General features: G+C 40.9%; 22 protein-coding genes. 9 read left to right on the plus strand and 13 right to left on the minus strand.

Going from position 1 to position 21067, the window contains the following annotated elements:
- Positions 1–6 precede the first annotated feature (6 nt).
- The 6 genes from sucA to cdaS all read right to left on the minus strand — a co-directional run bounded on the left by sucA (position 7) and on the right by cdaS (position 8955).
- On the minus strand, positions 7–2841 hold the full coding sequence (sucA, locus tag C6Y07_RS02890; protein WP_106037312.1) for a 2-oxoglutarate dehydrogenase E1 component: 2835 nt from the start codon (positions 2839–2841) through the stop codon (positions 7–9).
- Between the two features lie 224 nt (positions 2842–3065).
- Entirely contained in the window at positions 3066–4982 is a 1917-nt protein-coding gene (locus C6Y07_RS02895; protein WP_106156227.1) for a vWA domain-containing protein, read from the minus strand.
- Positions 4983–4993: 11 nt separating this feature from the next.
- Positions 4994–5872, minus strand: a complete 879-nt coding sequence (locus tag C6Y07_RS02900) for an ATP-binding protein (RefSeq protein WP_060596551.1) — start codon at positions 5870–5872, stop codon at positions 4994–4996.
- An 89-nt stretch (positions 5873–5961) separates the two neighbouring features.
- Positions 5962–6540 carry a superoxide dismutase family protein gene (locus C6Y07_RS02905; RefSeq protein ID WP_060596552.1) on the minus strand — a complete coding sequence of 193 codons (579 nt, stop codon included), beginning with the start codon at positions 6538–6540 and terminating at the stop codon, positions 5962–5964.
- A 76-nt stretch (positions 6541–6616) separates the two neighbouring features.
- Positions 6617–7924, minus strand: a complete 1308-nt coding sequence (locus C6Y07_RS02910) for a C40 family peptidase (protein ID WP_066030765.1) — start codon at positions 7922–7924, stop codon at positions 6617–6619.
- Between the two features lie 404 nt (positions 7925–8328).
- Positions 8329–8955, minus strand: a complete 627-nt coding sequence (cdaS, locus tag C6Y07_RS02915) for a sporulation-specific diadenylate cyclase CdaS (protein WP_060596554.1) — start codon at positions 8953–8955, stop codon at positions 8329–8331.
- A gap of 77 nt (positions 8956–9032) precedes the next feature.
- Here cdaS and C6Y07_RS19190 point away from each other — a divergent pair, with 77 nt between their 5' ends.
- Positions 9033–9158, plus strand: a complete 126-nt coding sequence (locus C6Y07_RS19190; protein ID WP_003215647.1) for a hypothetical protein — start codon at positions 9033–9035, stop codon at positions 9156–9158.
- Positions 9159–9216: 58 nt separating this feature from the next.
- Complete coding sequence (locus C6Y07_RS02920; RefSeq protein ID WP_106156229.1) at positions 9217–10578, plus strand: MATE family efflux transporter; 1362 nt, start codon at positions 9217–9219, stop codon at positions 10576–10578.
- Positions 10579–10624: 46 nt separating this feature from the next.
- Here the strand turns inward: C6Y07_RS02920 and bshB2 are convergent, their stop codons facing one another.
- The 4 genes from bshB2 to rarD all read right to left on the minus strand — a co-directional run bounded on the left by bshB2 (position 10625) and on the right by rarD (position 12921).
- On the minus strand, positions 10625–11290 hold the full coding sequence (gene bshB2, locus C6Y07_RS02925) for a bacillithiol biosynthesis deacetylase BshB2 (protein WP_034660932.1): 666 nt from the start codon (positions 11288–11290) through the stop codon (positions 10625–10627).
- 18 nt (positions 11291–11308) lie between these two features.
- Positions 11309–11659, minus strand: coding sequence for a YojF family protein (locus tag C6Y07_RS02930; protein ID WP_034660934.1), 351 nt, complete (start codon positions 11657–11659; stop codon positions 11309–11311).
- Positions 11656–11937 (minus strand): hypothetical protein, encoded by a 282-nt coding sequence (locus tag C6Y07_RS02935; RefSeq protein ID WP_034660935.1) that lies wholly within the window; start codon positions 11935–11937, stop codon positions 11656–11658. Before C6Y07_RS02935 ends, C6Y07_RS02930 begins: the two co-directional genes overlap by 4 nt.
- Before the next feature lie 78 nt (positions 11938–12015).
- Positions 12016–12921: an EamA family transporter RarD gene (gene rarD, locus C6Y07_RS02940; protein ID WP_106156231.1), complete on the minus strand. Its 906-nt coding sequence runs from the start codon at positions 12919–12921 to the stop codon at positions 12016–12018.
- A gap of 95 nt (positions 12922–13016) precedes the next feature.
- On the opposite strand from rarD, the gene C6Y07_RS02945 reads away from it, so the two are divergent.
- Entirely contained in the window at positions 13017–13490 is a 474-nt protein-coding gene (locus tag C6Y07_RS02945; protein WP_060596556.1) for an Hsp20/alpha crystallin family protein, read from the plus strand.
- A 129-nt stretch (positions 13491–13619) separates the two neighbouring features.
- The gene (locus C6Y07_RS02950) at positions 13620–14972 is read left to right on the plus strand and encodes an IS1182 family transposase (RefSeq protein ID WP_106156232.1); all 1353 of its coding nucleotides are present in this window, start codon (positions 13620–13622) and stop codon (positions 14970–14972) included.
- Between the two features lie 132 nt (positions 14973–15104).
- Here C6Y07_RS02950 and C6Y07_RS02955 read toward each other — a convergent pair whose 3' ends face one another.
- Together C6Y07_RS02955 and C6Y07_RS02960 are read right to left on the minus strand one after the other, a co-directional pair.
- A complete protein-coding gene (locus C6Y07_RS02955; protein ID WP_034660939.1) occupies positions 15105–15320 on the minus strand; it encodes a hypothetical protein in 216 nt (71 codons plus the stop codon).
- Between the two features lie 75 nt (positions 15321–15395).
- The gene (locus C6Y07_RS02960) at positions 15396–15728 is read right to left on the minus strand and encodes a winged helix-turn-helix transcriptional regulator (RefSeq protein ID WP_034660940.1); all 333 of its coding nucleotides are present in this window, start codon (positions 15726–15728) and stop codon (positions 15396–15398) included.
- Positions 15729–15867: 139 nt separating this feature from the next.
- Here C6Y07_RS02960 and C6Y07_RS02965 point away from each other — a divergent pair, with 139 nt between their 5' ends.
- The 3 genes from C6Y07_RS02965 (at position 15868) to C6Y07_RS02975 (ending at position 18419) form a co-directional block, all read left to right on the plus strand.
- The gene (locus tag C6Y07_RS02965) at positions 15868–16485 is read left to right on the plus strand and encodes a nitroreductase family protein (RefSeq protein ID WP_034660941.1); all 618 of its coding nucleotides are present in this window, start codon (positions 15868–15870) and stop codon (positions 16483–16485) included.
- Positions 16486–16722: 237 nt separating this feature from the next.
- Positions 16723–16926 carry a DUF3311 domain-containing protein gene (locus C6Y07_RS02970; protein WP_034660942.1) on the plus strand — a complete coding sequence of 68 codons (204 nt, stop codon included), beginning with the start codon at positions 16723–16725 and terminating at the stop codon, positions 16924–16926.
- On the plus strand, positions 16926–18419 hold the full coding sequence (locus tag C6Y07_RS02975) for a sodium:solute symporter family protein (protein WP_034660944.1): 1494 nt from the start codon (positions 16926–16928) through the stop codon (positions 18417–18419). The genes C6Y07_RS02970 and C6Y07_RS02975 overlap by 1 nt, the downstream gene beginning before the upstream one ends.
- A gap of 41 nt (positions 18420–18460) precedes the next feature.
- Here C6Y07_RS02975 and C6Y07_RS02980 read toward each other — a convergent pair whose 3' ends face one another.
- Positions 18461–19846 (minus strand): S41 family peptidase, encoded by a 1386-nt coding sequence (locus tag C6Y07_RS02980; RefSeq protein ID WP_034660946.1) that lies wholly within the window; start codon positions 19844–19846, stop codon positions 18461–18463.
- Between the two features lie 151 nt (positions 19847–19997).
- Here C6Y07_RS02980 and C6Y07_RS02985 point away from each other — a divergent pair, with 151 nt between their 5' ends.
- Both C6Y07_RS02985 and C6Y07_RS02990 read left to right on the plus strand, forming a co-directional pair.
- The gene (locus tag C6Y07_RS02985) at positions 19998–20696 is read left to right on the plus strand and encodes a class I SAM-dependent methyltransferase (protein ID WP_106156488.1); all 699 of its coding nucleotides are present in this window, start codon (positions 19998–20000) and stop codon (positions 20694–20696) included.
- A gap of 92 nt (positions 20697–20788) precedes the next feature.
- A complete protein-coding gene (locus C6Y07_RS02990) occupies positions 20789–21040 on the plus strand; it encodes a hypothetical protein (RefSeq protein WP_003216113.1) in 252 nt (83 codons plus the stop codon).
- Positions 21041–21067 lie beyond the last annotated feature (27 nt).

Below are 21067 nucleotides of genomic sequence, written 5' to 3' on the forward strand. Positions count from 1 at the left end.
TCCCCCTTAGTTTTTGCGAGTCAAGCTATCAGATACAATTCGTTCTTGTTCTTTTTTATGCACAGTTGGATCACCCTCAGCCGTACTTGAACGTCTTCTTCGGCCGATATAACGTACTTTTACTTTTTCAGGCGCAATTTCACGTAAATATGGCTCAATGTATCCCCAAGCCCCCATATTTTGTGGCTCTTCTTGCACCCATACGATTTCTTCTAAGTTTTTTAGTTTCGATAAAATCGCTTTAATATCTTTGGCTGGGAATGGATATAGTTGTTCCACTCTCGCAATGTGAAGCCAATCTTTCGGCTCTTCCATTTGGGTAAAACGATCACTAATATCGATTGATACCTTCCCGCTAGATAGCACGAGGCGCGATACTTTTTCGTGATCATGCACAAGGCCTGGCTGTTCAAGAACTGGACGGAACTGCCCATCCGTTAATTCCTGGACTTCAGACAATGTGTTCGGGTTACGAAGCAGACTCTTCGGTGTCATGATGACAAGCGGACGAATCTCTTCACGAAGCAGCATTTTCGCCTGTCTTCTAAGGATATGGAAGTATTGTGCTGCACTTGTCAAGTTCGCCACTGTCCAGTTATTCTCAGCAGCTGATTGCAGGAAACGCTCTGTTCTACCACTTGAATGTTCAGGTCCTTGTCCTTCATATCCATGCGGCAAGAGCATCACTAGACCTGATTTTTGCCCCCATTTTGCGCGGCCAGCTGAAATAAATTGATCGAAATACACTTGAGCCGCATTTGCGAAGTCTCCAAATTGAGCCTCCCAAATGACTAACGTTTCAGGAGAATAGACATTATAACCATATTCAAATCCGATCACTGAGCCCTCTGACAGTGGACTATTATGAACAGTAAATGATGCGTTTGCATCACTCAGCTCATGAAGAGCAATAAATTCATCTCCAGTTTGACTGTCGTGAAGAACAAGGTTTCTTTGAGCAAAAGTACCGCGCTCTGAATCCTGTCCGGTCATTCGAATTGGCGTACCGTCTTTTAATATAGATGCAAATGCAAGTGCTTCCCCAAGCGACCATTCTACTTTACGGTCATCTGTAAACACTTTTGCACGTTTTTCAAGGATCCGCTTGAGCTTACCAAATACTTGGAAATCCTCCGGCCAGCTGATCAATTCTTCATTCAGCTTTCGTAATACATCAAATTCTACTGATGTATCTACTGCTGGGAAGCCATTTGATACTGGTTCTGGCAGTTCAATTTCTTGAATCGTATGCTCTTTCTTTGAAGGCACCTTTTGATAGGCTTCTTCTATTTTCGTCGCTACAGCCTGCTCGATTTCTTCACGCTGCTCTTTCGTTAGAAGACCTTCTGTAACAAGTTTATCTGCAAAGATATTCTTGACCGTTTTGTGCTTTCTGACTGCATCGTACAGCATCGGCTGAGTCGTAGAAGGCTCATCCATTTCGTTATGACCGAATCTGCGGTAACCGATCAAGTCAATTAAGAAATCCTTCTTAAAGCGTTTGCGGTATTCTACAGCTAGCTGAACAGCCGCTAAACATGCTTCTGGATCATCTGCATTGACGTGAACAATTGGAATCTCAAATCCTTTTGCAAGGTCACTTGCATATTTTGTTGAGCGAGATTCATTGCTTTCTGTTGTAAATCCGATCATATTGTTTGCAATGATATGGATTGTTCCGCCCACCTGATAGCCTACAAGTTGACTTAAATTTAATGTTTCTGCCACAATTCCTTCTCCAGGAAATGCCGCATCACCATGAATTAAGATGGCTAATGCCTTTTCAACGTCTTGGGCTGGATAACCTTTTTGAGTACGTGTTTCCTGAGCGGCACGTGTGCTTCCTTCAATGATTGGATCAATGAATTCCAAGTGACTTGGGTTATTGGCAAGCGTGACTCTTGCACTCTTTGTATCTTCGTCTTTAATTTGGCGATCTGCTCCAAGGTGGTACTTTACATCACCTGTCCACCCGTAGCTGATGCCGATAGAGCCTTCTGATGGAACAAGCTCTTTATTTGGCGCATGCTGGAATTCTGAGAAAATAATCTCATATGGTTTTCCTAACACATGTGCTAATACATTTAAACGGCCTCTGTGTGCCATTCCAATGTTAATATTTGAAGTCCCTTGTGTAACAGACTCTGAAATAATTTCATCAAGTACTGGGACAAGTGCGTCTAATCCTTCTATTGAGAAGCGCTTTTGCCCAACAAATGTTTTATGAAGAAACTGTTCGAACTGCTCAACTTCTGTTAATCTCTTGAAAACAGAAACTAGTTTATCCGCTGGTTTTTTCTTAAATAGTTCACCAGACTCAATCGATTTTGAGAGCCAGTTTCGTTCTTCGAAATCATGTACGTGATCAAACTCAAATGAAATGGTACGCTTATACGTATTTCTCAAATGGTTAATGGCTTCTATGCCGTTTGAAATGTGTTTTGGTGCGTCAGGACTAATAATAGATATTGGAATATTCTTGACGTCTTCTTCTGTTAAACCGTACTCCTTTAAAGGAAACAGCTCTTGTAATTCCTTTTCTTTGCGAAGAGGATTGACGGAAGCATTTAAATGGCCATACGTTCTGATGTCTTCTGCCAGTTTAACGACTGATGCTATCTTTTGGATTTGTTCAGAAGTAACTACGCTATTTTCTTTTTTCCCAATTTCCTCCTTCATTTCACTCGGTGGTGCACCAAGTTCATCAAATATGCCTCTTAGATCTTCATCAACACTAGTAGGATCCTGGACATACTGATCGTAGAGCTCGAGCACATAGCCGAGGTTCGGACCATGAAATTCTTCCCAACTCAACGGTTGTTTCACATCATTTTGAAACATTTTGAACACTACCCCCAACTTTGATCATCAAGTGATTGAACACTATCTCGATATAACTTCCAGAACACAATGACCAAATTTATGTAATAAAACGCTTCCAATAATATTCTACCACTGTTTCGGATTACTTTCTACATTCTTTGTTCAATTAAAGATAAAAAATTCACAGAAAAACAAAAAATTTAAATCATTCCGAAAAATATTTTGAAGAAAGGGGCAAAACCTTATGCCCCAATGCTTTTATGCAGTAATTTTTTCAGTAATGGATATAAGACATCCGGCAATGTATCGACATCTGGTACAAAAATGCTGAACTTGCCATACATATCTTGAATGGTTTTTATCTGTGCTTCTTCGATCGGCGAATTGGATAAAAACACATTGATCACCTCAATGCCCTTTTTCCTCGCCTCAAGAACTGCTTCATGTGTATCGACGATCCCATTTTGTTCGTAGCTGAAGGCAGCTGGCTCTCCGTCTGAAAAGACAATGAGAAACTTTTGCTCTTCTCTTCGTTTTAAAATCATTTTTGTCATTTGGCGAATCGCATAGCCATCCCGGTTATCCTCTTCTGGTTCAAGGGACATAATGGAAGGACCTGCATCAAATAAAGAATCTTTGAACGACACGACCGTGTTGAAATAGTTCGGCTGACTTGTTTCGGTTGCGTCGTTTGTATCTTCCCAAAATCCTACAATTTGATGTGGGACTTGAACGGATTTTAACGCTTCATGAAATAGAACAATTCCTTTTTTCGTCTCGTCCATCTTGTCAAACATGCTGGCAGAACAGTCTACTAATAAAGTGAAAACAGCATCAATCTCCGAAGAAGGTGCCTGTTTTTTATAGAAAAGACGCGGGTTAGACTCTGTAAAATAACGAATCAGCTTTTTACTCAGACGCCCTGCATGAAGGTCCGTTTTTGGCCATGATTTTTTGTGTTCGAGCGTTTTTTGAATCATCTGTTTTAAGCGTTTCTGATAAGGCTCAATCTCCTTAGCGTGCTGCTTGTATACATTGATTTGTTCTGGCGCGGGAGGATCAGGTGAAATCATGACTGGAAACGCATATTTGTTCTCTTTTCCTTTCTCATGAGCATCCGCCCCGCTTTCTTCCCCTTCAGCCTCTTCCAGCGCCTCAAGCTTTGAATAATCTTTTCGGTATGTTTGCTTGGCAGAGCCTTGGACAGTGCCGAGTGCTTGATCTCCGTCATCGCCTTCTCTTGCTGCATCCTTCCCGAGATCACTTTTACCGCCGTGCTCTAAATCAAATTGAAGGAAGCTTTTTGACGGCGCTTCTGTTTCTCGATGCCACACTTCCATATACTCCTGGTGGATATCTTCATCGCCCTCTTTTTCCCGGTCGACTTTGATGTCCTCACTTAATTTAGGTTTTCTTTTCAAGTCATGAAACAGCGGTTCTTTTGCCGATTTTTCATAGTCCAATTCCGGGAAGAAAAAGTACGTATTCAGCATATCCTTATCAAGAAGCTCATCAAAGCCTTCCATTAATTCTTTGACAATGACTGCGATATCTCCGGTTGAACCCGCTTCATATACACGCTCAAGACTTGATTCAACAAACGGAATCATTGGGTTGATCCGCTCGTGTAGAGGCGGAATCTCTTCCAGCGGCGAATCAGCTGTCAGCTTCACATACATTGCACAATAGAGTGCATCCGTTAGAATGCTTCGCTCTTGGTTAATTGTTAATTGCGTCTTAAAGTGTCGCCGGTACAGCTCTCTTCTTCGTTTAAATACCTTTTTTGTTCCTGGGCGATCGCGTTTAATTCGCTCTTCAATCCGGATATCTTCAAACAGCATAAACAATTGTTTACATAGATCAGGAATGGAAATTGTATGGGCATAGCGAATAATTTCCTGAAAGACAGTCAGATCACTATAAACGGTTCCTACTGCACGGAGGAACACATCACTTTTTAGCCCGGCTGTCATGTCTTCTTGTTTACGATCATCCCAAAAATGGCTGATGAAAATTTTCTTTTCAAAAGGCTCATAGTAAGAATGCACTCCGTATTCAAGCTCGACATCATCACTTTTTGCTAACGTTTTAGCTAAATCCGTTAATTCCATAAATAAAAATGAATCGATTCTGCTGTCATTAAATTTGATGAATTTCAAAAGTCAGAACCTCACTCGAATAATGTTTGGGCAATATTTCTTACCGCTGCTTTTTCCCGGTCATCTTCTAGCTTTTCAACAATCCCTCGTTCAACTGCACGAAGCGGCGGGATGTATTGCGCAAGATCACATGTGTCTAGGAGTGCGCGAATAGATGCAGCTTCTTCACTTACCTGCCCGTTGTGCGCCTGTGTAATGAGGTCTGATGAGAGCTGCACGAATTGATCGATTAACCGTTCATCCTTTAATACAGATTGAGATTGCAGTACATCCTTTAGGATACCGCCGCCAATATATGGAACGTCAATCACAACAAAACGGTTTTTTAACGCTTCATTTAGAGGCACTGTGCCGACATAGCCTTCATTGATTGCCGCAATCACGCCAAAGCCTTCATCTGCTCTAACGACCTCGCCTGTAAATGGGTTTGTCATCATTTTTCTGTAGTCGAGTACGCCGTTTAAAATAGGCAGTGTTTCCGGCTTCGCCATGTTGATTTCATCAATATATAAAAGATGGCCTTTTTTCATCGCTTTCGTTACGGGTCCTTCAATAAATTCAATAGAAGCAACTTGACCATCATTGTGAATGGTTTTATAGCCAATCAAACTTTCTGCATCAAGATCAACCGAGCAGTTCACACTATGCATCGGCTGCTGAAAGAAAGCAGATAAAGTTTCTGCTAGTTTTGTTTTACCTGACCCAGTGGGCCCCTTTAAAAGAACGTTTTTGCCGAGTGCTAGTGCAATCATAGCATCTTGTATGATAAACGTATCCTGTGATTCATAGCCGCCTGTTCCAATAAGCGGACGGAATTCTTCTTCTAGTCCTTTTGCTTTTGCTTCAATCATTGCTTGAATTTCTTCTGGGAGTGATTGTTCGTTAAACATATATGATTAATTCCTCTCTTCGATCATTTTCCTCACCAAGTATACTAAAAAAACCTTTATGCACTCAATACATAAAGGCTAGACATCTGTTATTTTACCATTTCTTTTGTAATCGCTCCGCAAGCGATGCGTTTCCCTGAGTTTCCAGAAGGGTTGCTTAAGTAATCATCTGCTTCTGCATGAATGATAAAGCTCCGCCCATTATGATCGATTAATTGGTTTGGACCTCCCTTTAACGTCACATCTGGTACATTCACGACAACATCAATTTTTCCATCTGCCCCAACTTCTAAATTAGGCATATCTCCAGCGTGGTGGCCTTTTGGGTTATCAAATCCATGCTCCCGGTGTGTTGGATTAAAGTGAGCCCCTGCCGTTTCAAAATCTGGCGCTTCACATACTCCTGTTTCGTGAATATGGAAGCCATGAGGACCTGGCGGCAGATCTTTCGCTTTTACATGTAAATCCAGCCCATTTTCCGAGGAATCTCTTACTTCGATGCTGCCTATTTTTTGCCCGTTTTCATTGATGAGTGTCGTGATAACCGGTGCTTGTTTAGGTGCTGCAACCTCGCTGGTTTCTTCTGTCGTTTCTTTTTTCGGCGGTGCATGACATGCTGTTGCGACAAAGACCAGACACATCATGATCATCCACACTGACTTTTTCATATGACTGCCCCCTTTTGATATCAGTATGGACAATCTGATCAATAGGCAAACAAAAAAAGCCGAAAATCGGCTTTTTTTAGAAGAAACGTTTTGCACCTAAATAGGCTTTTTTCCAATATGGGTTGCTTAAGTTCGAGATCCCAACTCCGCTGTCACTTGCATGAAGGAAATCTCCTCCGCCAAGGTATAGTCCCATATGAGATGGACCCGCTTTGTATGTTGTGAAATAAACAAAATCGCCAACCTGAGGTGTGCTCACAGGTTTCATCATACTCCAGTAGCCTGCTGTGCTTAATCTGGATACAGACGAAACTTTATTAATGAGGTAATAAACAAAGCCGCTGCAGTCAAAACCAGATGGTGTATTGCCGCCCCATCTGTAAGGAATGCCTGTCAGCTTTTTCCCTTCTTGGATCATCGTCGTGATTTTTGCATTCATCGGCACATCATTTTTGTTATTATTGACCGGAGTTGTTGAACCGTTAGACGTAGAACCATTCGACCCAGTTGAGCCTGAAGCTGCACCATTAATTTTTAGAACTTGTCCAATTCTAAGCACATCGCTTTTTAAGCTGTTGGCTGTGCGGATGGATTGAACCTGCACTTTAAATTGATTCGCAATTTTCCATAAGGAATCGCCTGATTTTACAGTATAAGATGTCGCTTTCCCGCTTGAAGGCGGGTTGCTTGGTTTAGCAGGTGCTTTCGGCTGACTTGGTTTTGATGCAGCAGTCCCTTTTACTTTCAATACTTGATTCGGATAAATCATATCAGATTTTATCCCATTTAATGTTTTGATTTCACCAATCGACATATTGAGTGAATTCGCAATTTTCCAGAGAGAATCCCCTAATTTAACCTTGTATGTACTTGATGAGGATGAACTATTTGAGTTCGTTGTCTTATTGTTTGAGCTGGAATTTGAAGAGGAGTTTGATGACTGGCCCCCGCTTGTCTTCGTACTTCCAGATACCTTTAGCTTTTGTCCAGGACGAATTAAGTCACTGTTTAAGCTGTTTAGACTTTTTAAGCTTGCGACTGACATTTTATGATTTTTTGCAATGAGCCATAAAGAATCTCCAAGCTTTACAGTGTAGCTTGATGTCGTTGAAGCATTTGATTTCGTTGCTTTTGATCCAGTTGACGAGCTGGATTTTTTGCTTTTTGCGCCAGGAATTTTCAAGCTTTGCCCTGCAAAAATCATCGTCGTTTTTAGTTGATTAAGAGATTGAAGTTCCGAAATACTTGTATTGTACTGTTCGGCAATCTTCCAAAGTGAGTCACCGCTTTTCACTTTGATCGTCTGTGCTTCTGCCGGTGCAGCAAACACAGCTGAGCCAGCGATCGCTGAAACTGTGAGGCCGGTTACTACTTTTTTCTTCATAGATGAATCTCCGCCTTTCATATTTCATTCAATAAGACTTATGCACTAGTTTTGAGTTTAGCATTTAATGGTTCTGCTTCTCTTGCACTATTTTATCTTTATTTCTATTATATTACTCGACATGTAGACTTTGGGCAATAACAAATAGGCTAAAGCAGCCAACTCAAAATGCTAAAACAAAGCCATATCGTTTCTATCGGCAGTTTGCTGTATTTATAAACATTTTTTAAGGAATTTTTAAGTTGACGTTTAGAAATTTGTCAAAACAAGCACGGTGCTAGTTTCATAGTTCTATTCTACATGACAAATTTTTCTGTATCAAATGACTTTTTACTCAATTGGCTGTTTTTTCTCCTCAAATGAAAAAAAGCATCCTTCCGAATGAAGAATGCAGCGATTCATTTTTATTTCCTTATTTCAGGTTCTTTTACAGTGAGCGGATAAAGGACTCCTTCTTTCGCAAACGACATTTTTCCCGTTTCTTCTGATACGACGAGAACAAGTGCATCGGTCATACCAGAGAGTCCGATCGCGGCCCTGTGTCTTGTCCCGAGAGAAGGATTAACTTTTTTTGAAGTAAGCGGGAGCACATTTGCAGCAGATACGAGTGTATTCTCTTTGACTAAAAGAGCACCATCATGAAGTGGATTTCCTGGGTAGAAAATGCTTTCTATTAATGAAGCACTAATTTTCGCATGAAGATTTGTCCCTTTTTGAATAAAATCCTCAACCTCATCACGCCTTTGAATCACAATAAGTGCCCCGTGTTTTTGTTTTGATAAGTTCTCAATGGCTAACGAAAATTGAGCAAATCCAGGTGTGAATTCTTCCATATACGATTGCAAATAAAACGAGGAAGCCTCTGCGTGCATTTCATTAAACTCATCATGTAATGACTCGAGATCACAAAGTAGACATTGCTCGATCTCATCAAGAGAATCGATAATGTCACTTGCATCCTTCATGATTTTCATCAAGTGTGTTCTCATGTCCACTTTAAATAGCGCTTCTTCATTCGTACGATTGATCATTTGACCTTTTCCCTCCTCTTTTTGTTGTCATAAAATAACAAATTATGCGCATTCTATTGATATGGAGGTGACTTAATATGACCATTCAGAAAGTGATTCAATATGCTTGCAGCATTTTAGGTGTTGTCAGTCTTTCCTTTATTTATGCCCAAATGTTTAAAAAAACGAAGCCATCTAAGAAAAATAATCCGACGGAGAATTGATTTTTTTACATAGCATGATATAATCCTCTCGTTATTTCTGTTCAGAGAGGAACTTATGATGAGAGAAACAAATAGCATTCGAGCTAAGGTGACACTATTTTTAACCATTTTGATTCCGATTTTAATCACTCAAGCGGGTCTTTCGCTTATTACGTTTTTAGACACCGTAATGTCTGGAAAAGTGAGTGCAGAAGACCTTGCGGGTGTTGCGATCGGTTCTAGTATTTGGACCCCCGTTTATACAGGACTTGCTGGTATATTAATGGCCGTTACGCCGATTGTCGCTCAGCTGATGGGCGCTGGGCATAAAAAAGATGTTCCCAAGGCTGTCTTTCAGGCGATTTATTTATCCTTTCTTTTAAGTATCGGTGTGATTGCGATTGGTACAATCAGTATCCCTTACGTATTAGGTGGACTTGGACTTGAGCAATCCGTAGAGGATATTGCGCGGCATTTTCTCAGTTTTCTTGCTTTTGGTATCATCCCGCTGTTTGGTTATTCGGTACTCAGGTCATTTATTGATGCATTAGGGAAAACACGTGTGACGATGTTCATCACGTTAACAGCACTTCCTATTAACTTTGCTTTAAACTATGTATTTATTTTTGGGAATTTTGGCTTTCCAAGGCTTGGCGGTGCGGGAGCTGGCCTTGCATCTGCGATGACGTATTGGGCCATTTTCATCATAAGTATTTGTATTGTCATGAAAGCAGAACCATTTGCCTCATTTCGTTTGTTTCAAAAACTGCCTCGAATCAATATCTCCCGTATGGGGCAAATACTAAAAATCGGTCTTCCTATTGGGTTTGCGATCTTTTTTGAAACGAGTATCTTTGCAGCTGTCACGCTGTTAATGGGTCACTTTGATACTGTGACGATTGCAAGTCACCAGGCTGCGATGAACTTTGCTTCTATCTTATATATTTTACCGCTCAGTATCTCAATGGCTTTAACAATTGTCGTTGGGTTTGAATCCGGTGCCAAGCGGTATAAAGACGCGCAAAACTACAGCTATATCGGAATTGGAACGGCGGTATTATTCTCATTGTGTACGGCGGCACTCATTTTGTTATTTAGACCAGAGATTGCTGGTTTATACACAGCTGAATCGGCTGTTTTACAGTTGACACAGCACTTTTTGATTTATGCGATCTTTTTCCAGCTGTCAGATGCAATTGCTGCACCCATTCAAGGGGCTCTGCGCGGCTATAAAGATGTGAACTATACGCTCATTGCCGCTTTTGTTTCTTACTGGGTGATCGGTCTTCCTTCCGGCTATTTGATTGGCACCTATACCTCATTTGGGGCATTTGGCTATTGGATTGGTCTCATTGCAGGACTTGCCGCTGGTGCCGTCGTCCTCTTTATTCGTCTCAGATTGATTGAAAAACGCTTGCTTCAGCAAGCGCCCAATCACTAAAGACGACACAAAAAAAGCAGCTGATCGATGTCAGCTGCTTTTTTATTTAGTCATTCCATTGGTACGTCCAGAAAATTTCTTCATCGAACCATTTTTGGACGACAGGTTCTTTGTTTTTCAGCTTCTGTTCAAGCTCTCTCAGCATGCCTTCTGTTTGCGTTCTATGCGCTCTCAGTGCATTTAATTTGATATCTGCTACATCTGTAATGTCGATCATAATATCTGCATTTCCCAGCACTTCTTCTCTATTTCTCGTAATAGCCATGCAGTATGTGACAGGACGGTCTTCTTTTTTCTTACGGTAAAGAGCGCGAATAACCGCTTCTCCTGTCGCATCATGATCAGGGTGTACACCGTGTCCTGGATAAAACGTGACAATCAGTGTAGGTTTGACTTCATCAATGATGTTTTCCATCACATCAGCTAAATACTCGTCGTCTTCAAATTCCAATGTTTTATCACGAAGTCCAAGCATACGTAAGTCTGTGATATCCATTTCTTTGCAGGCATTGATTAATTCCTGTTTTCTTAATTCAGGAAGTGTTTCACGATTGGCATATGTTGGGCTGCCCATATTTCTGCCCATTTCCCCAAGTGTCCCGCATGCATACGTGACTGGGATTCCGCGTTTTCTGCTTTGTGCAATGAGACCTGCAACCCCAAAGGATTCATCATCTGGGTGAGGCAACATCACTAGTACATGTTCGTTCATGACTCGTCACCCTTTCTTCTACACCTGAAATGGTGTTTCACTAATTTGTAATGAGATCGCTAGTTTTCCGTCTGGCAAGTGCCCTGCTAACAGCAGGCGGCCATGGTCATCAAACACATAATCCGTTAATCCTTCTGCGTAAATCCAGCCATCTTCTGTTTTCATTCCAACACGGTACGGACCTTGTCCTTTTATTTTCGCCTGTGAATAGACGACTTTCGCATTTCGGATATATGCCACGACCGTCATATTTTGTTCATTTACATGAGCTGAATAAGAACCAGTTGTCGTTTCAAGATGAACGAAAACTGGACGATTTAAAAACGATTCAAGATGTGTTGTGACATCTTCCGTTTGAATTGGTTTCATGAGTGGTTCCTTCCTTCATTTTGAATTAATTCTCGCAGCTTTTTTGTATGTAAGCTGATCAGCTGCAGCTGATGATCATGCTCAAGCTCACTTTCTAATATTCTCTCTACAGCGAGCACATATTTTTGATGGAATGATTTTCTCGCCCGCGGATGAGTGCGCGCATCGCTTAAATCATCACATATCGCCTCGAGTAAAGAAGACATATCATCGACATCAAGCTGACGATTTTTCCATAAAGATTGATAAGCGGCTGCAAGCTCATTGGCAGATGACATGTAATCACCTCTACAGTTTTGGTAACAACTTATTATGACATGATCCGCATTCAAAAAAAAGCAAACTGCTTGTTCCACTTAATGAGAATTCGCTGTTTTTTTCATGCGTAATTGAGAGGTAGTAAATAATAAAATCGCCACCCAGATACAAAGAAACGTCACGATTTTAGCTGAAGATAAATGCTCGTGATACACAAATAACCCCAAAAACAGCGTAATCGTCGGTGCAATGTATTGTAAAATGCCCACTTGATAAAGAGGAATTCTTTTTGCGCCTTCAGAGAATAAAAGAAGTGGCACCGCTGTAAAGACCCCTGCAAAGAATAAGAGACCAAGCGATCCGAAGCTGTTAGGATTCATTGTCACCACAGGTTCTTTTAAGAAGAACAATAAGTACACAAGGGCCGCCGGGGCTAAAAGCAGCGTTTCAATTGTCAATCCAATTGCACTCGTGAAGCTCATTCTTTTTTTAATCAATCCATAAAAACCGAAGCTAAAGGCAAGTAATATCGCAACGACAGGAAATGAACCGTACTGAATCGTGGAAAGAATCACCCCAGTGGCGGCAATTAGTATCGCAATGGTTTGTAATTTATTGAGCCGCTCTTTCAAGAAAATGATGCCTAGTAAAACAGAGACAAGCGGATTAATATAATACCCTAAACTAGCTTCTAGCATGAGATGGTGATTGACTGCCCAAATGTACACATACCAGTTAACCGAAATTAAAATAGCAGATAAAAGTAGTGAAAAAAGTGCTTTACCATCCAGCATGAGACCCTTCACTGTCTGCATCGCCGGCCGGACTTGTTTTAAATACAGTAGAATACCGCACATAAAAACAAATGACCATAAAATTCTTTGCGCTAAAATTTCGCCTGACGAAATATGCTCCATCAGTTTCCAATATAAAGGGAATAGTCCCCATAATGTAAAAGATGCTGCCGTATAGAGAACACCTTTTGATTGTTGCTGATCGTTCAATCTAACCATTCCTTTCTAAACCTATCGTATATTATAGCACGCACTCAGGTGAATGGGCATATACTAATTCAGGGCATTTAGAAAGGATGATTTGCATGTTTGACTGGAACCGATTATTTCCTTTTCAAAAGCAATTTTCAAAAGAAGCCTTAAAGAATTCAGACCCTAAAGACGTTGAGCAGTACGTCAATCAAGTGATGGAAAGTGTATTCGGCTCCAATTATCCTGCTCAATTCCCTTTTCAGGACCCACTCTCTCAACATCAAAAAACGAAAGAAACAGACGTCAAAAAAGAAAAAGAACCCGAAGTGGAAGTATTCGAAACCACTGATCACGTGTTCGTTAAAATTGAGCTTGCTCGGCCGAACACAGAAAAAGTAAAAATCAAACATACAGCCAACCTGCTGTTTATTGATCATTTTCCTGAGGAAGGCACGCAGAAGAAAGTTGTCCTTCCAGCTGCTGTAAAAAGAAAAGGAACGAAGGCTTCGTATCAGGACGGTATTTTGGAGATTATGTTTTTAAAGCATGATGATCCGGGGATCTCTGAAATCGATATTCCATTATAAAAAGCCTGCTTTCATATAGAAGCAGGCTCAGGCTGTCGAGAAAATCTCGACAGCTTTATTTTTTCCTTAAAGTTTCCATTCCTCCATTTTATAATAGAGAAAAGCATACTAAAGGAAGGTGTTTTTCTCATGTTCCACACTAGAAATTCTTATCAGCACGAAGCCGAATTTGTATTGCTAGATCAACTGGTCGAAGAGGATCACCTGCTTCGTAAAATTGATCAGTACATTGATTTTTCATTTATCGTAGATAAAGTAAAACCGTATTATAGCGAGAATAAAGGTCGTCCTTCTCTTGATCCACTTATTTTGTTCAAAATGATGTTTATCGGATACCTGTACGGTATCCGTTCTGAAAGACAACTTGAAAAAGAAATTTACTATAACATGGCGTATAGATGGTTTTTAGGTTTGAACATCAATGACCCCGTTCCTCATCACTCGACCATTAGCTGGAATCGTCGTACTCGATTCAAAGATATAACGATTTTTCAAGATATTTTTGATGAAATTGTGCTTCAAGCCATCAATCATGATATGGTAGGAGGCCGCGTTCTTTTTACTGATTCAACTCATCTTAAAGCCAATGCCAATAAACATAAATATACGAGAAAAACGATTGAACAAGATACCCAGAACTATATAAATGAATTAGAAGAAGCGATCCAAGAAGATCGGGTGACACACGGAAAAAAGCCCTTAAAGGTAAAAGAGGAGGTGAAAACGAAAAAAGACATTCGTCAAAGTATGACTGACCCTGAGAGTGGCTATCTTTATCGTGAAAATAAACCGGAAGGCTTTTTCTACCTAGACCACCGTACAACGGATATGAAGTACAATATCATCACGGATGCCCATGTCACGCCCGGCAATATCCATGATTCTGTTCCGTATCTTGATCGATTAGATCACCAAATCGCCCGATTTGGTTTTCAAGTAGAAGCTGTTGCCCTTGATTCTGGTTATTTGACAACCTCAATCTGTAAAGGTTTATCGGATCGCCGTATTTTTGGTGTCATCGCACATAGACGCTTTCATCCAACAAGAGGATTATTTGAGAAGTGGAAATTTCAGTATGACTCTGAACATGATCATTACATATGCCCAAATGGTGAGAAGCTATTATATACAACAACTGATCGAAAAGGTTATAGGTTCTACAAATCAGAGCCTAAAAAATGCGTATCGTGCCCTTTCCTTGAGAGCTGTACAAGATCGAAAAATCATCAAAAAGTGATCTCAAGACATGTATGGGAGGAACACAAAGAAAAGATCAGACAAAATCGTCTGTCTGCCTCTGGAAAAGAGCTATATAAAAAAAGAAAAGAAAAAATAGAGCGAAGCTTTGCAGATTCAAAACAACTGCACGGGCTTCGCTACTGCCGGTTGAGGGGAAAACAAAACGTGAGTGAGCAAGTGCTTCTCACAGCTGCGTGTCAGAACATGAAGAAGATTGCCACACACCTAGCGAAGCTAGGTTAGGCGTGTGGGAGGCCTTTTTCATTAAATCTCATCCATCATAATTACGCTGAAAATAAAAAAGATTGTAGAAAAACATGAGTTTCTCTACAATCTGAGCCTGCTTTCATATAGAAGCAGGCTTACTCTTTTTTCTTAATAGTATGGTGGATATCCGCCGCCATAAGGTGGTGGAGCAGGCGGTGGTGGCGGGTAATATGGACGGGGATAATTAAAAATCGCACTTCCTAAAAATCCGCCAAGCAGTCCGCCGACTAAAGGAGCGCCAAAACCAAAAAACAAAGGGACTCTGGATTCATATGGCGGAATGCCAGGGGCGCCGCCTCGGAAATACGGAGTATGAGGGTACATGCATTTCTCCTCCTTTGTCATGTGCCTAACATCAGCATATTCATCAGGAGTCAAAACGTTTGGGCAAACCTGAAACTAGGCTTGCTCCTTTTTTTCATGAGATTCTGTATACTCCCCTGCCCACCTAGATACCTCATGAAACACATTATTTAGCGCATTTCCTTTTTCAGTTAAACAATAAATGACTTTAACAGGCGTCTCAGGCAGAACAGTTCGCTCTATAATCCTTTCTTGCTCAAGTTCTTTTAAACGCTCTGCGAGCATTTTTTGACTGATAGATGGGATAATGTCCGTCATGTCTTTAAAGCGCTTTGGACCATCAAGCAATACATGAATAATGAGACCATTCCACCTTTTGCCTAGCAGTAAAAAAGCTTGCTGAATGTGTGGACATAATTGAAATTCCATAAATTTCAGCCTTTCTTTTCATGATTGTTTGACAAACTAACGGTATACAATTTAAAATAGCTCTAGTTACAATAAGTAAGTTTCTCACTTTTTTAGTTATTGTACCATACTATTTGCAAAAACGGGAGGAAATATCCATATGGCGACTGATCAAAAAACAATTGACATTTTAAAACAAAGAGCTTCAGTAAAAGAGTATGATACAACTCATGAAATGACAAAAGAAGAGTTAACAGAGCTTCTTGATATCACAACTAAAGCACCATCTGCATGGAACCTTCAGCATTGGCATTTCACTGTTTTCCATAGTGCTGAATCTAAAGCGAAGTTACTTCCAATCGCTTACAACCAAAAGCAAATCTCACAAGCATCAGCTGTTATTGCTGTACTAGGTGATCTTGAAGCCAATCAAAATGGTGAAAAAATCTACAGTGAGCTGGCAGAACAAGGCTTCATTACTGAAGACATCAAAGAAACATTGATGACTCAAATCAATGGCGCATACCAAAGCGAGCAGTATGCACGTGAAGCTGCGTATTCAAATGCTTCATTAGCTGCTATGCAATTAATGATTGCTGCAAAAGCAATGGGCTATGATACATGCGCAATGGGTGGTTTCAGTAAAGACGCCTTCATCAAAGAATTCAATGTAAGCGGACGTTATGAGCCAGTCATGTTGATTTCAGTTGGTAAAGCAGCGAAAGAAGCTCATAAAAGCAATCGTTTCGACATCGAACAAGTATCTGATTTCCTTTAAAATTGGCAAGGCCTCAGCTTTCATGCTGAGGCTTTTTTTATTTGGTTTAAATATTATTCCTACATACTTTCTTTTCACTTTACTCCTTTTCACCTCCATTCTTTCTCCCTTTTTAAGAATGAAAGCGTTATATTAGTATGATATTCGCCAAAATGATTGTTTTTTCTGAAAATGGACTTGTGATCTAATCTGACAACTGCTATTATTATGAAATTACAAAAAATTCAGGAGGGAATCATGAATAAAAAATTGATACTGGCACTACTTATAGCGATTCCATTCATCGGACAGCTCGCACTGCTGCCCTTTGCAAATCGTATTCATCCATTTGTGATAGGGTTGCCCTTTTTCCACTTCTGGCTCTTACTATGGATTGTTCTCACACCAATCTGCACATTCATCATTTACCGGATGCAACATTCAAATGGAGGAACTGACTAATGCAAGGAAATTTAACAGCTTTATTGATTACTGCAAGTATTATTTTCATCGTCGTGGTCATCGGATTTGCCGCTGGCCGGGATAAATCATCGAGACAGTCAGTAGAGGAATGGTCTGTCGGCGGGAGAAAATTTGGCGGTCTGCTCGTCTGGTTCCTCGTAGGCGCAGATTTATATACCGCTTATACCTTTTTAGGGCTCACTAGTACAGCCTATACAGCTGGAAGTGTCGCTTTTTTCGCTATCCCCTATTCAGTTCTAGCGTATTTTATTGCTTATTTCTTCTTACCAAAGCTATGGACGGTTGCGAAAAATCACAACCTCACAACGCTCGCTGATTATGCACGTGAGCGGTTTGACAGCAAGCTGTTATCCAGTTTGATTGCGATTATTGGAGTACTTATGCTGATTCCTTATATTTGTCTTCAGCTGAGCGGGATTCAAGATACGTTAACTGTCGCTGGTACTAGTTATATTAATGTGAATGCAGTTGTTATTATTTCATTTATTTTAGTCGCACTTTATACATTTTTCAGTGGTATTAAAGGTCCTACATATACAGCCATTATTAAGGATATTCTCGTTTGGGTCATCATGCTGTTTATGGTGGTTTCACTGCCAATCATTCATTTTAACGGCTGGACCCCGATGATGAATACGTTAGCTAAGGAAGCGCCACAGCTTCTGACAATTCCTGACGGCGGTCCTAAAGGCATTTTATGGTTCATTACCGCTTCAGGCGTTTCTGCCCTTGCTTTGTTTATGTGGGCACATGCGGCAACTGGGGTTTTTACAGCCAAAAGTGCAGATGCCATCCGTAAAAACAGTATGTTTTTGCCTCTTTATAACATCGTATTGATTTTGGTCATCTTCCTTGGATTTATTGCCTTTTTAGTCTTACCTGAAGATACAAATCCAAGATTTGCTCTTCTTCATTTAATTCAAACGTCATATGGTGGTGTGATGCAGGGCCTCGCTTATTCAACAATTGCACTGGCTTCCCTCATTCCATGCTCGATCATGGCCATTGGCGCATCGAATTTATTTGCCAATAATTTATACCGTGACTTAATTCATCCGAATGTATCACCAAAAAGATTGACCATCATTACACGTTCAATGGTGTTTATCGTCATCGGACTGGCCCTTTTATTCGGGATGCTCTTCCCAACAGCACTTGTGACGCTTCAGCTCATTGGCGTTTCAGGAATGGTTCAAATTTTCCCAGCCATTGCGATCAGCTTGTTCTGGAAAAAACAATCGAGAGAAGCAACGATTGCGGGGTTAGTTGTTGGCATCATCGTCACCTTTACAGCCAATATCTCACAAGTCACGTTCGGTCTTTATGAAGGTTTTCTCGGTTTACTAGCAAACGTTGTGGTCATCTTGATCTTGAATCCATTCTTCCAAAAGCATGTCACAGACAATTCTGTCATAAATGATCTTTTTGAAAAAGATAACGAAAAAACAGAAGCGACTGTAAACAACGCGTAAACATAAAAAGAGCAGTCCCCCTTATGAGGACTGCTCTTTCTTTATTTCATTTCTTTTTTCAAAACTTCAATGGCTTTTTTCATTTGTGTATCATTGTTCTTTAGCTTATCTTGGATCTTTGTCATCAGTACTGTCGTTGTATCTCCTGTCAGAATACCGTCTGTTTTCAGATCGTTGTCTGTTTGGAAGCGTTTGACGATAGACTGGAAAGCTTGATCGTACTCACCATTTGCTTTTGCTTTGTAGCCAAGCGCTTGGAACATTTTTTGAGCCGCTTTGACTTCATCTCCATTGTCATTCAGCTGATATGATTTTTTCGGACTTAAGTATGGCAGCTTTGCATAACTTGGGAGCGATGCTTTGACCTGTGGTTCAATTCCTTTTTTGTGAATCCAAGAACCATCCGGCGTCAGCCACTTGGCAATGGTTAACTTGACGCTAGAACCATCATTATAGCTTTGTGCATTTTGAACAGTTCCTTTACCAAATGTCTTTTCACCAATAATTTTGATACCTGAAGATTGGTGCAGAGCCGCCGCCATGATTTCAGCAGCGCTTGCTGAGCCGCCATTTACAAGAACAACTGCCGGCTGATGAACTTTACGTTCTTTTTCAGCCTTGTACTCTTCTTTCTTCCCTTTTTCTTCAACTTGCATGATGACTTTCCCTTTATCGATAAAGTCATTACTCATTTCAATCGCTTCTGTCATAATGCCGCCTGGATTATCTCTCAGGTCGATGACAAAGCCTTTTGCCCCTTTTTTCTCGAGGTCATCAATGGCTTTATCTAGCTCTTTCGATGTTGTTTCAGCAAAGGACGTAATTTGGATTTCTCCTATTTTGTCTTTTGTGAGTTTTGCATACACCGTTTCAAGCGGAATGGTGTCTCTTGTGATCGTCACATCAACATTGCCCACTCCTTGGCGGTTAAGGTGCAGCTTGACATCCGTTCCTTTTTTCCCTCTAATAAGAGAAACTGCTTTATTGACCGACATGCCTTTTGTGCTTTTCCCATCCACCTTTAAAATACGATCATGAGGTTTCAAACCAGCTTTTTCAGCAGGAGAGCCTTTAATCGGCGCGACAATTAAAATTTGCCCATCCTTCTCTTCTACTTGTGCACCAATTCCTTCAAATGATGATGAAATGGTGTTGTTAAATCCTTCGGCTTCCTCCTGATCCATATATGTAGAGTATGGATCATCAAGTGATGCAATCATTCCTTGAATCGCACCATCTACTAGTTTTTGATCATCCGTTTTTTCGTAATACTCATCTTTTACCTTCGTATACGCCGCCATGAGTTTACTAAACTTCTCGTCTCCTGAGACACTGACAGCCCCTTGTTTTGTGATCACAAATGTAATCGCAGAGGACAGGGCCGCTGTCACCAGAATGGCGATCACGAACTTAAATTGTTTTTTCAAAAAAACACCACCTTTATCTCCTTTCATTATTATCAAGGACGATGCTTCATCCGTCAACCAAAGGATCGAAGTTCTCTTTGAAAAGATAAGCCATTTGACCTTGCATTGCATAATCTTTAAAGAGGAACTTGATAAGGAAAGAAGGGATTTTATGAGTGATTATGTAGAAATGCTTGCCTATTTTGGCGTATCCAGTGCCCATCCTGGCGGAATTGAGTTAACAAAAACGATGCTTGAGCATATAAAATTGACGCCGGATGCACGTATACTGGATGCGGGATGCGGGACAGGACAAACGGCGGCATATTTAGGAAATATCGGTTATCATGTAGAGGCGATTGATACACATCCTTTGATGATTGAAAAGGCCAACCTGCGATTTGAGCGAGAAGAACTGCCGATCCGCGCATTGCAAGCATCGATTGAACAGCTGCCATTTCCAGATGAAGCGTTCACTCTTCTCATCAGTGAATCTGTTTTAAGCTTCACAAACCTTCCTGCTGCACTTGCTGAGATCCAACGAGTGCTTGCCCCTGGAAGTCAAATGATCGCAAATGAAGCTGTGTTAAAAGCACCCCTTACACCAGAGGAGCTCGCCACCGTACGAGATTTTTACGGGTTCCACTCACTCTTTTCACTTGAAGAATGGAAGGAGCAGCTAAAAGCAGCAGGATTCCATGACTTTCGCATTCTCTCATTTGATGAACACATGGTACAGGAGGAGCCGACAGAAATGGAATTATCTGAACACATCCCGCCTTCTCTTTACGAAACGCTGCAAACACACTACGATCTGATTCAAGCGCACCGGAAGCAGCTAAGCCACATTCTATTTGAATGTACCGTATAAAATGAGCGAATCTCCTATATGTTTTGTCCAAACTCTATGAGGTCTCTCGCATAGGATAAGAGTGAAAAGAGTTTGTCATAAGGAGGAAAAATATGGAGCGCTATCAAAAGCTTTGTCAGCAGCACATGGGAAAAGTCGCTAGAATCACAGATCGTAATGGCAGAGTACATGTCGGACGCATTGAGCGGGTGACAAACCGTAAAGTGTATATTCGTCCAGTCGGCGGTTCTCGCGGCGGCTTTGGCTTTGGTTATTACGGAGGGTACTACGGCTGGGGTGCCGCTTATGGCATCGGGCTTGGTTTCATTACAGGTTTCGCATTAGCAGGATTGTTCTTTTTTTAAAAGAAGAATAAAGAAGGCCCCCCGAAT

Origin of the sequence: Bacillus sp. LNXM12-1 (assembly GCF_003004375.1) — a bacterium.
Taxonomy (GTDB): Bacteria; Bacillota; Bacilli; order Bacillales; family Bacillaceae; genus Bacillus.

What these genes read in the sequence shown, in the direction of transcription:
- sucA (WP_106037312.1), bottom strand. Translation starts at nt 2,841, where the DNA reads ATGTTTCAAAATGATGTGAAACAACCGTTGAGTTGGGAAGAATTTCAT.
- C6Y07_RS02900 (WP_060596551.1), bottom strand. Translation starts at nt 5,872, where the DNA reads ATGTTTAACGAACAATCACTCCCAGAAGAAATTCAAGCAATGATTGAA.
- C6Y07_RS02905 (WP_060596552.1), bottom strand. Translation starts at nt 6,540, where the DNA reads ATGAAAAAGTCAGTGTGGATGATCATGATGTGTCTGGTCTTTGTCGCA.
- C6Y07_RS02910 (WP_066030765.1), bottom strand. Translation starts at nt 7,924, where the DNA reads ATGAAGAAAAAAGTAGTAACCGGCCTCACAGTTTCAGCGATCGCTGGC.
- cdaS (WP_060596554.1), bottom strand. Translation starts at nt 8,955, where the DNA reads ATGATCAATCGTACGAATGAAGAAGCGCTATTTAAAGTGGACATGAGA.
- C6Y07_RS19190 (WP_003215647.1), top strand. Translation starts at nt 9,033, where the DNA reads ATGACCATTCAGAAAGTGATTCAATATGCTTGCAGCATTTTAGGTGTT.
- C6Y07_RS02920 (WP_106156229.1), top strand. Translation starts at nt 9,217, where the DNA reads ATGAGAGAAACAAATAGCATTCGAGCTAAGGTGACACTATTTTTAACC.
- bshB2 (WP_034660932.1), bottom strand. Translation starts at nt 11,290, where the DNA reads ATGAACGAACATGTACTAGTGATGTTGCCTCACCCAGATGATGAATCC.
- C6Y07_RS02930 (WP_034660934.1), bottom strand. Translation starts at nt 11,659, where the DNA reads ATGAAACCAATTCAAACGGAAGATGTCACAACACATCTTGAATCGTTT.
- C6Y07_RS02935 (WP_034660935.1), bottom strand. Translation starts at nt 11,937, where the DNA reads ATGTCATCTGCCAATGAGCTTGCAGCCGCTTATCAATCTTTATGGAAA.
- C6Y07_RS02945 (WP_060596556.1), top strand. Translation starts at nt 13,017, where the DNA reads ATGTTTGACTGGAACCGATTATTTCCTTTTCAAAAGCAATTTTCAAAA.
- C6Y07_RS02950 (WP_106156232.1), top strand. Translation starts at nt 13,620, where the DNA reads ATGTTCCACACTAGAAATTCTTATCAGCACGAAGCCGAATTTGTATTG.
- C6Y07_RS02955 (WP_034660939.1), bottom strand. Translation starts at nt 15,320, where the DNA reads ATGTACCCTCATACTCCGTATTTCCGAGGCGGCGCCCCTGGCATTCCG.
- C6Y07_RS02960 (WP_034660940.1), bottom strand. Translation starts at nt 15,728, where the DNA reads ATGGAATTTCAATTATGTCCACACATTCAGCAAGCTTTTTTACTGCTA.
- C6Y07_RS02965 (WP_034660941.1), top strand. Translation starts at nt 15,868, where the DNA reads ATGGCGACTGATCAAAAAACAATTGACATTTTAAAACAAAGAGCTTCA.
- C6Y07_RS02970 (WP_034660942.1), top strand. Translation starts at nt 16,723, where the DNA reads ATGAATAAAAAATTGATACTGGCACTACTTATAGCGATTCCATTCATC.
- C6Y07_RS02975 (WP_034660944.1), top strand. Translation starts at nt 16,926, where the DNA reads ATGCAAGGAAATTTAACAGCTTTATTGATTACTGCAAGTATTATTTTC.
- C6Y07_RS02985 (WP_106156488.1), top strand. Translation starts at nt 19,998, where the DNA reads ATGAGTGATTATGTAGAAATGCTTGCCTATTTTGGCGTATCCAGTGCC.
- C6Y07_RS02990 (WP_003216113.1), top strand. Translation starts at nt 20,789, where the DNA reads ATGGAGCGCTATCAAAAGCTTTGTCAGCAGCACATGGGAAAAGTCGCT.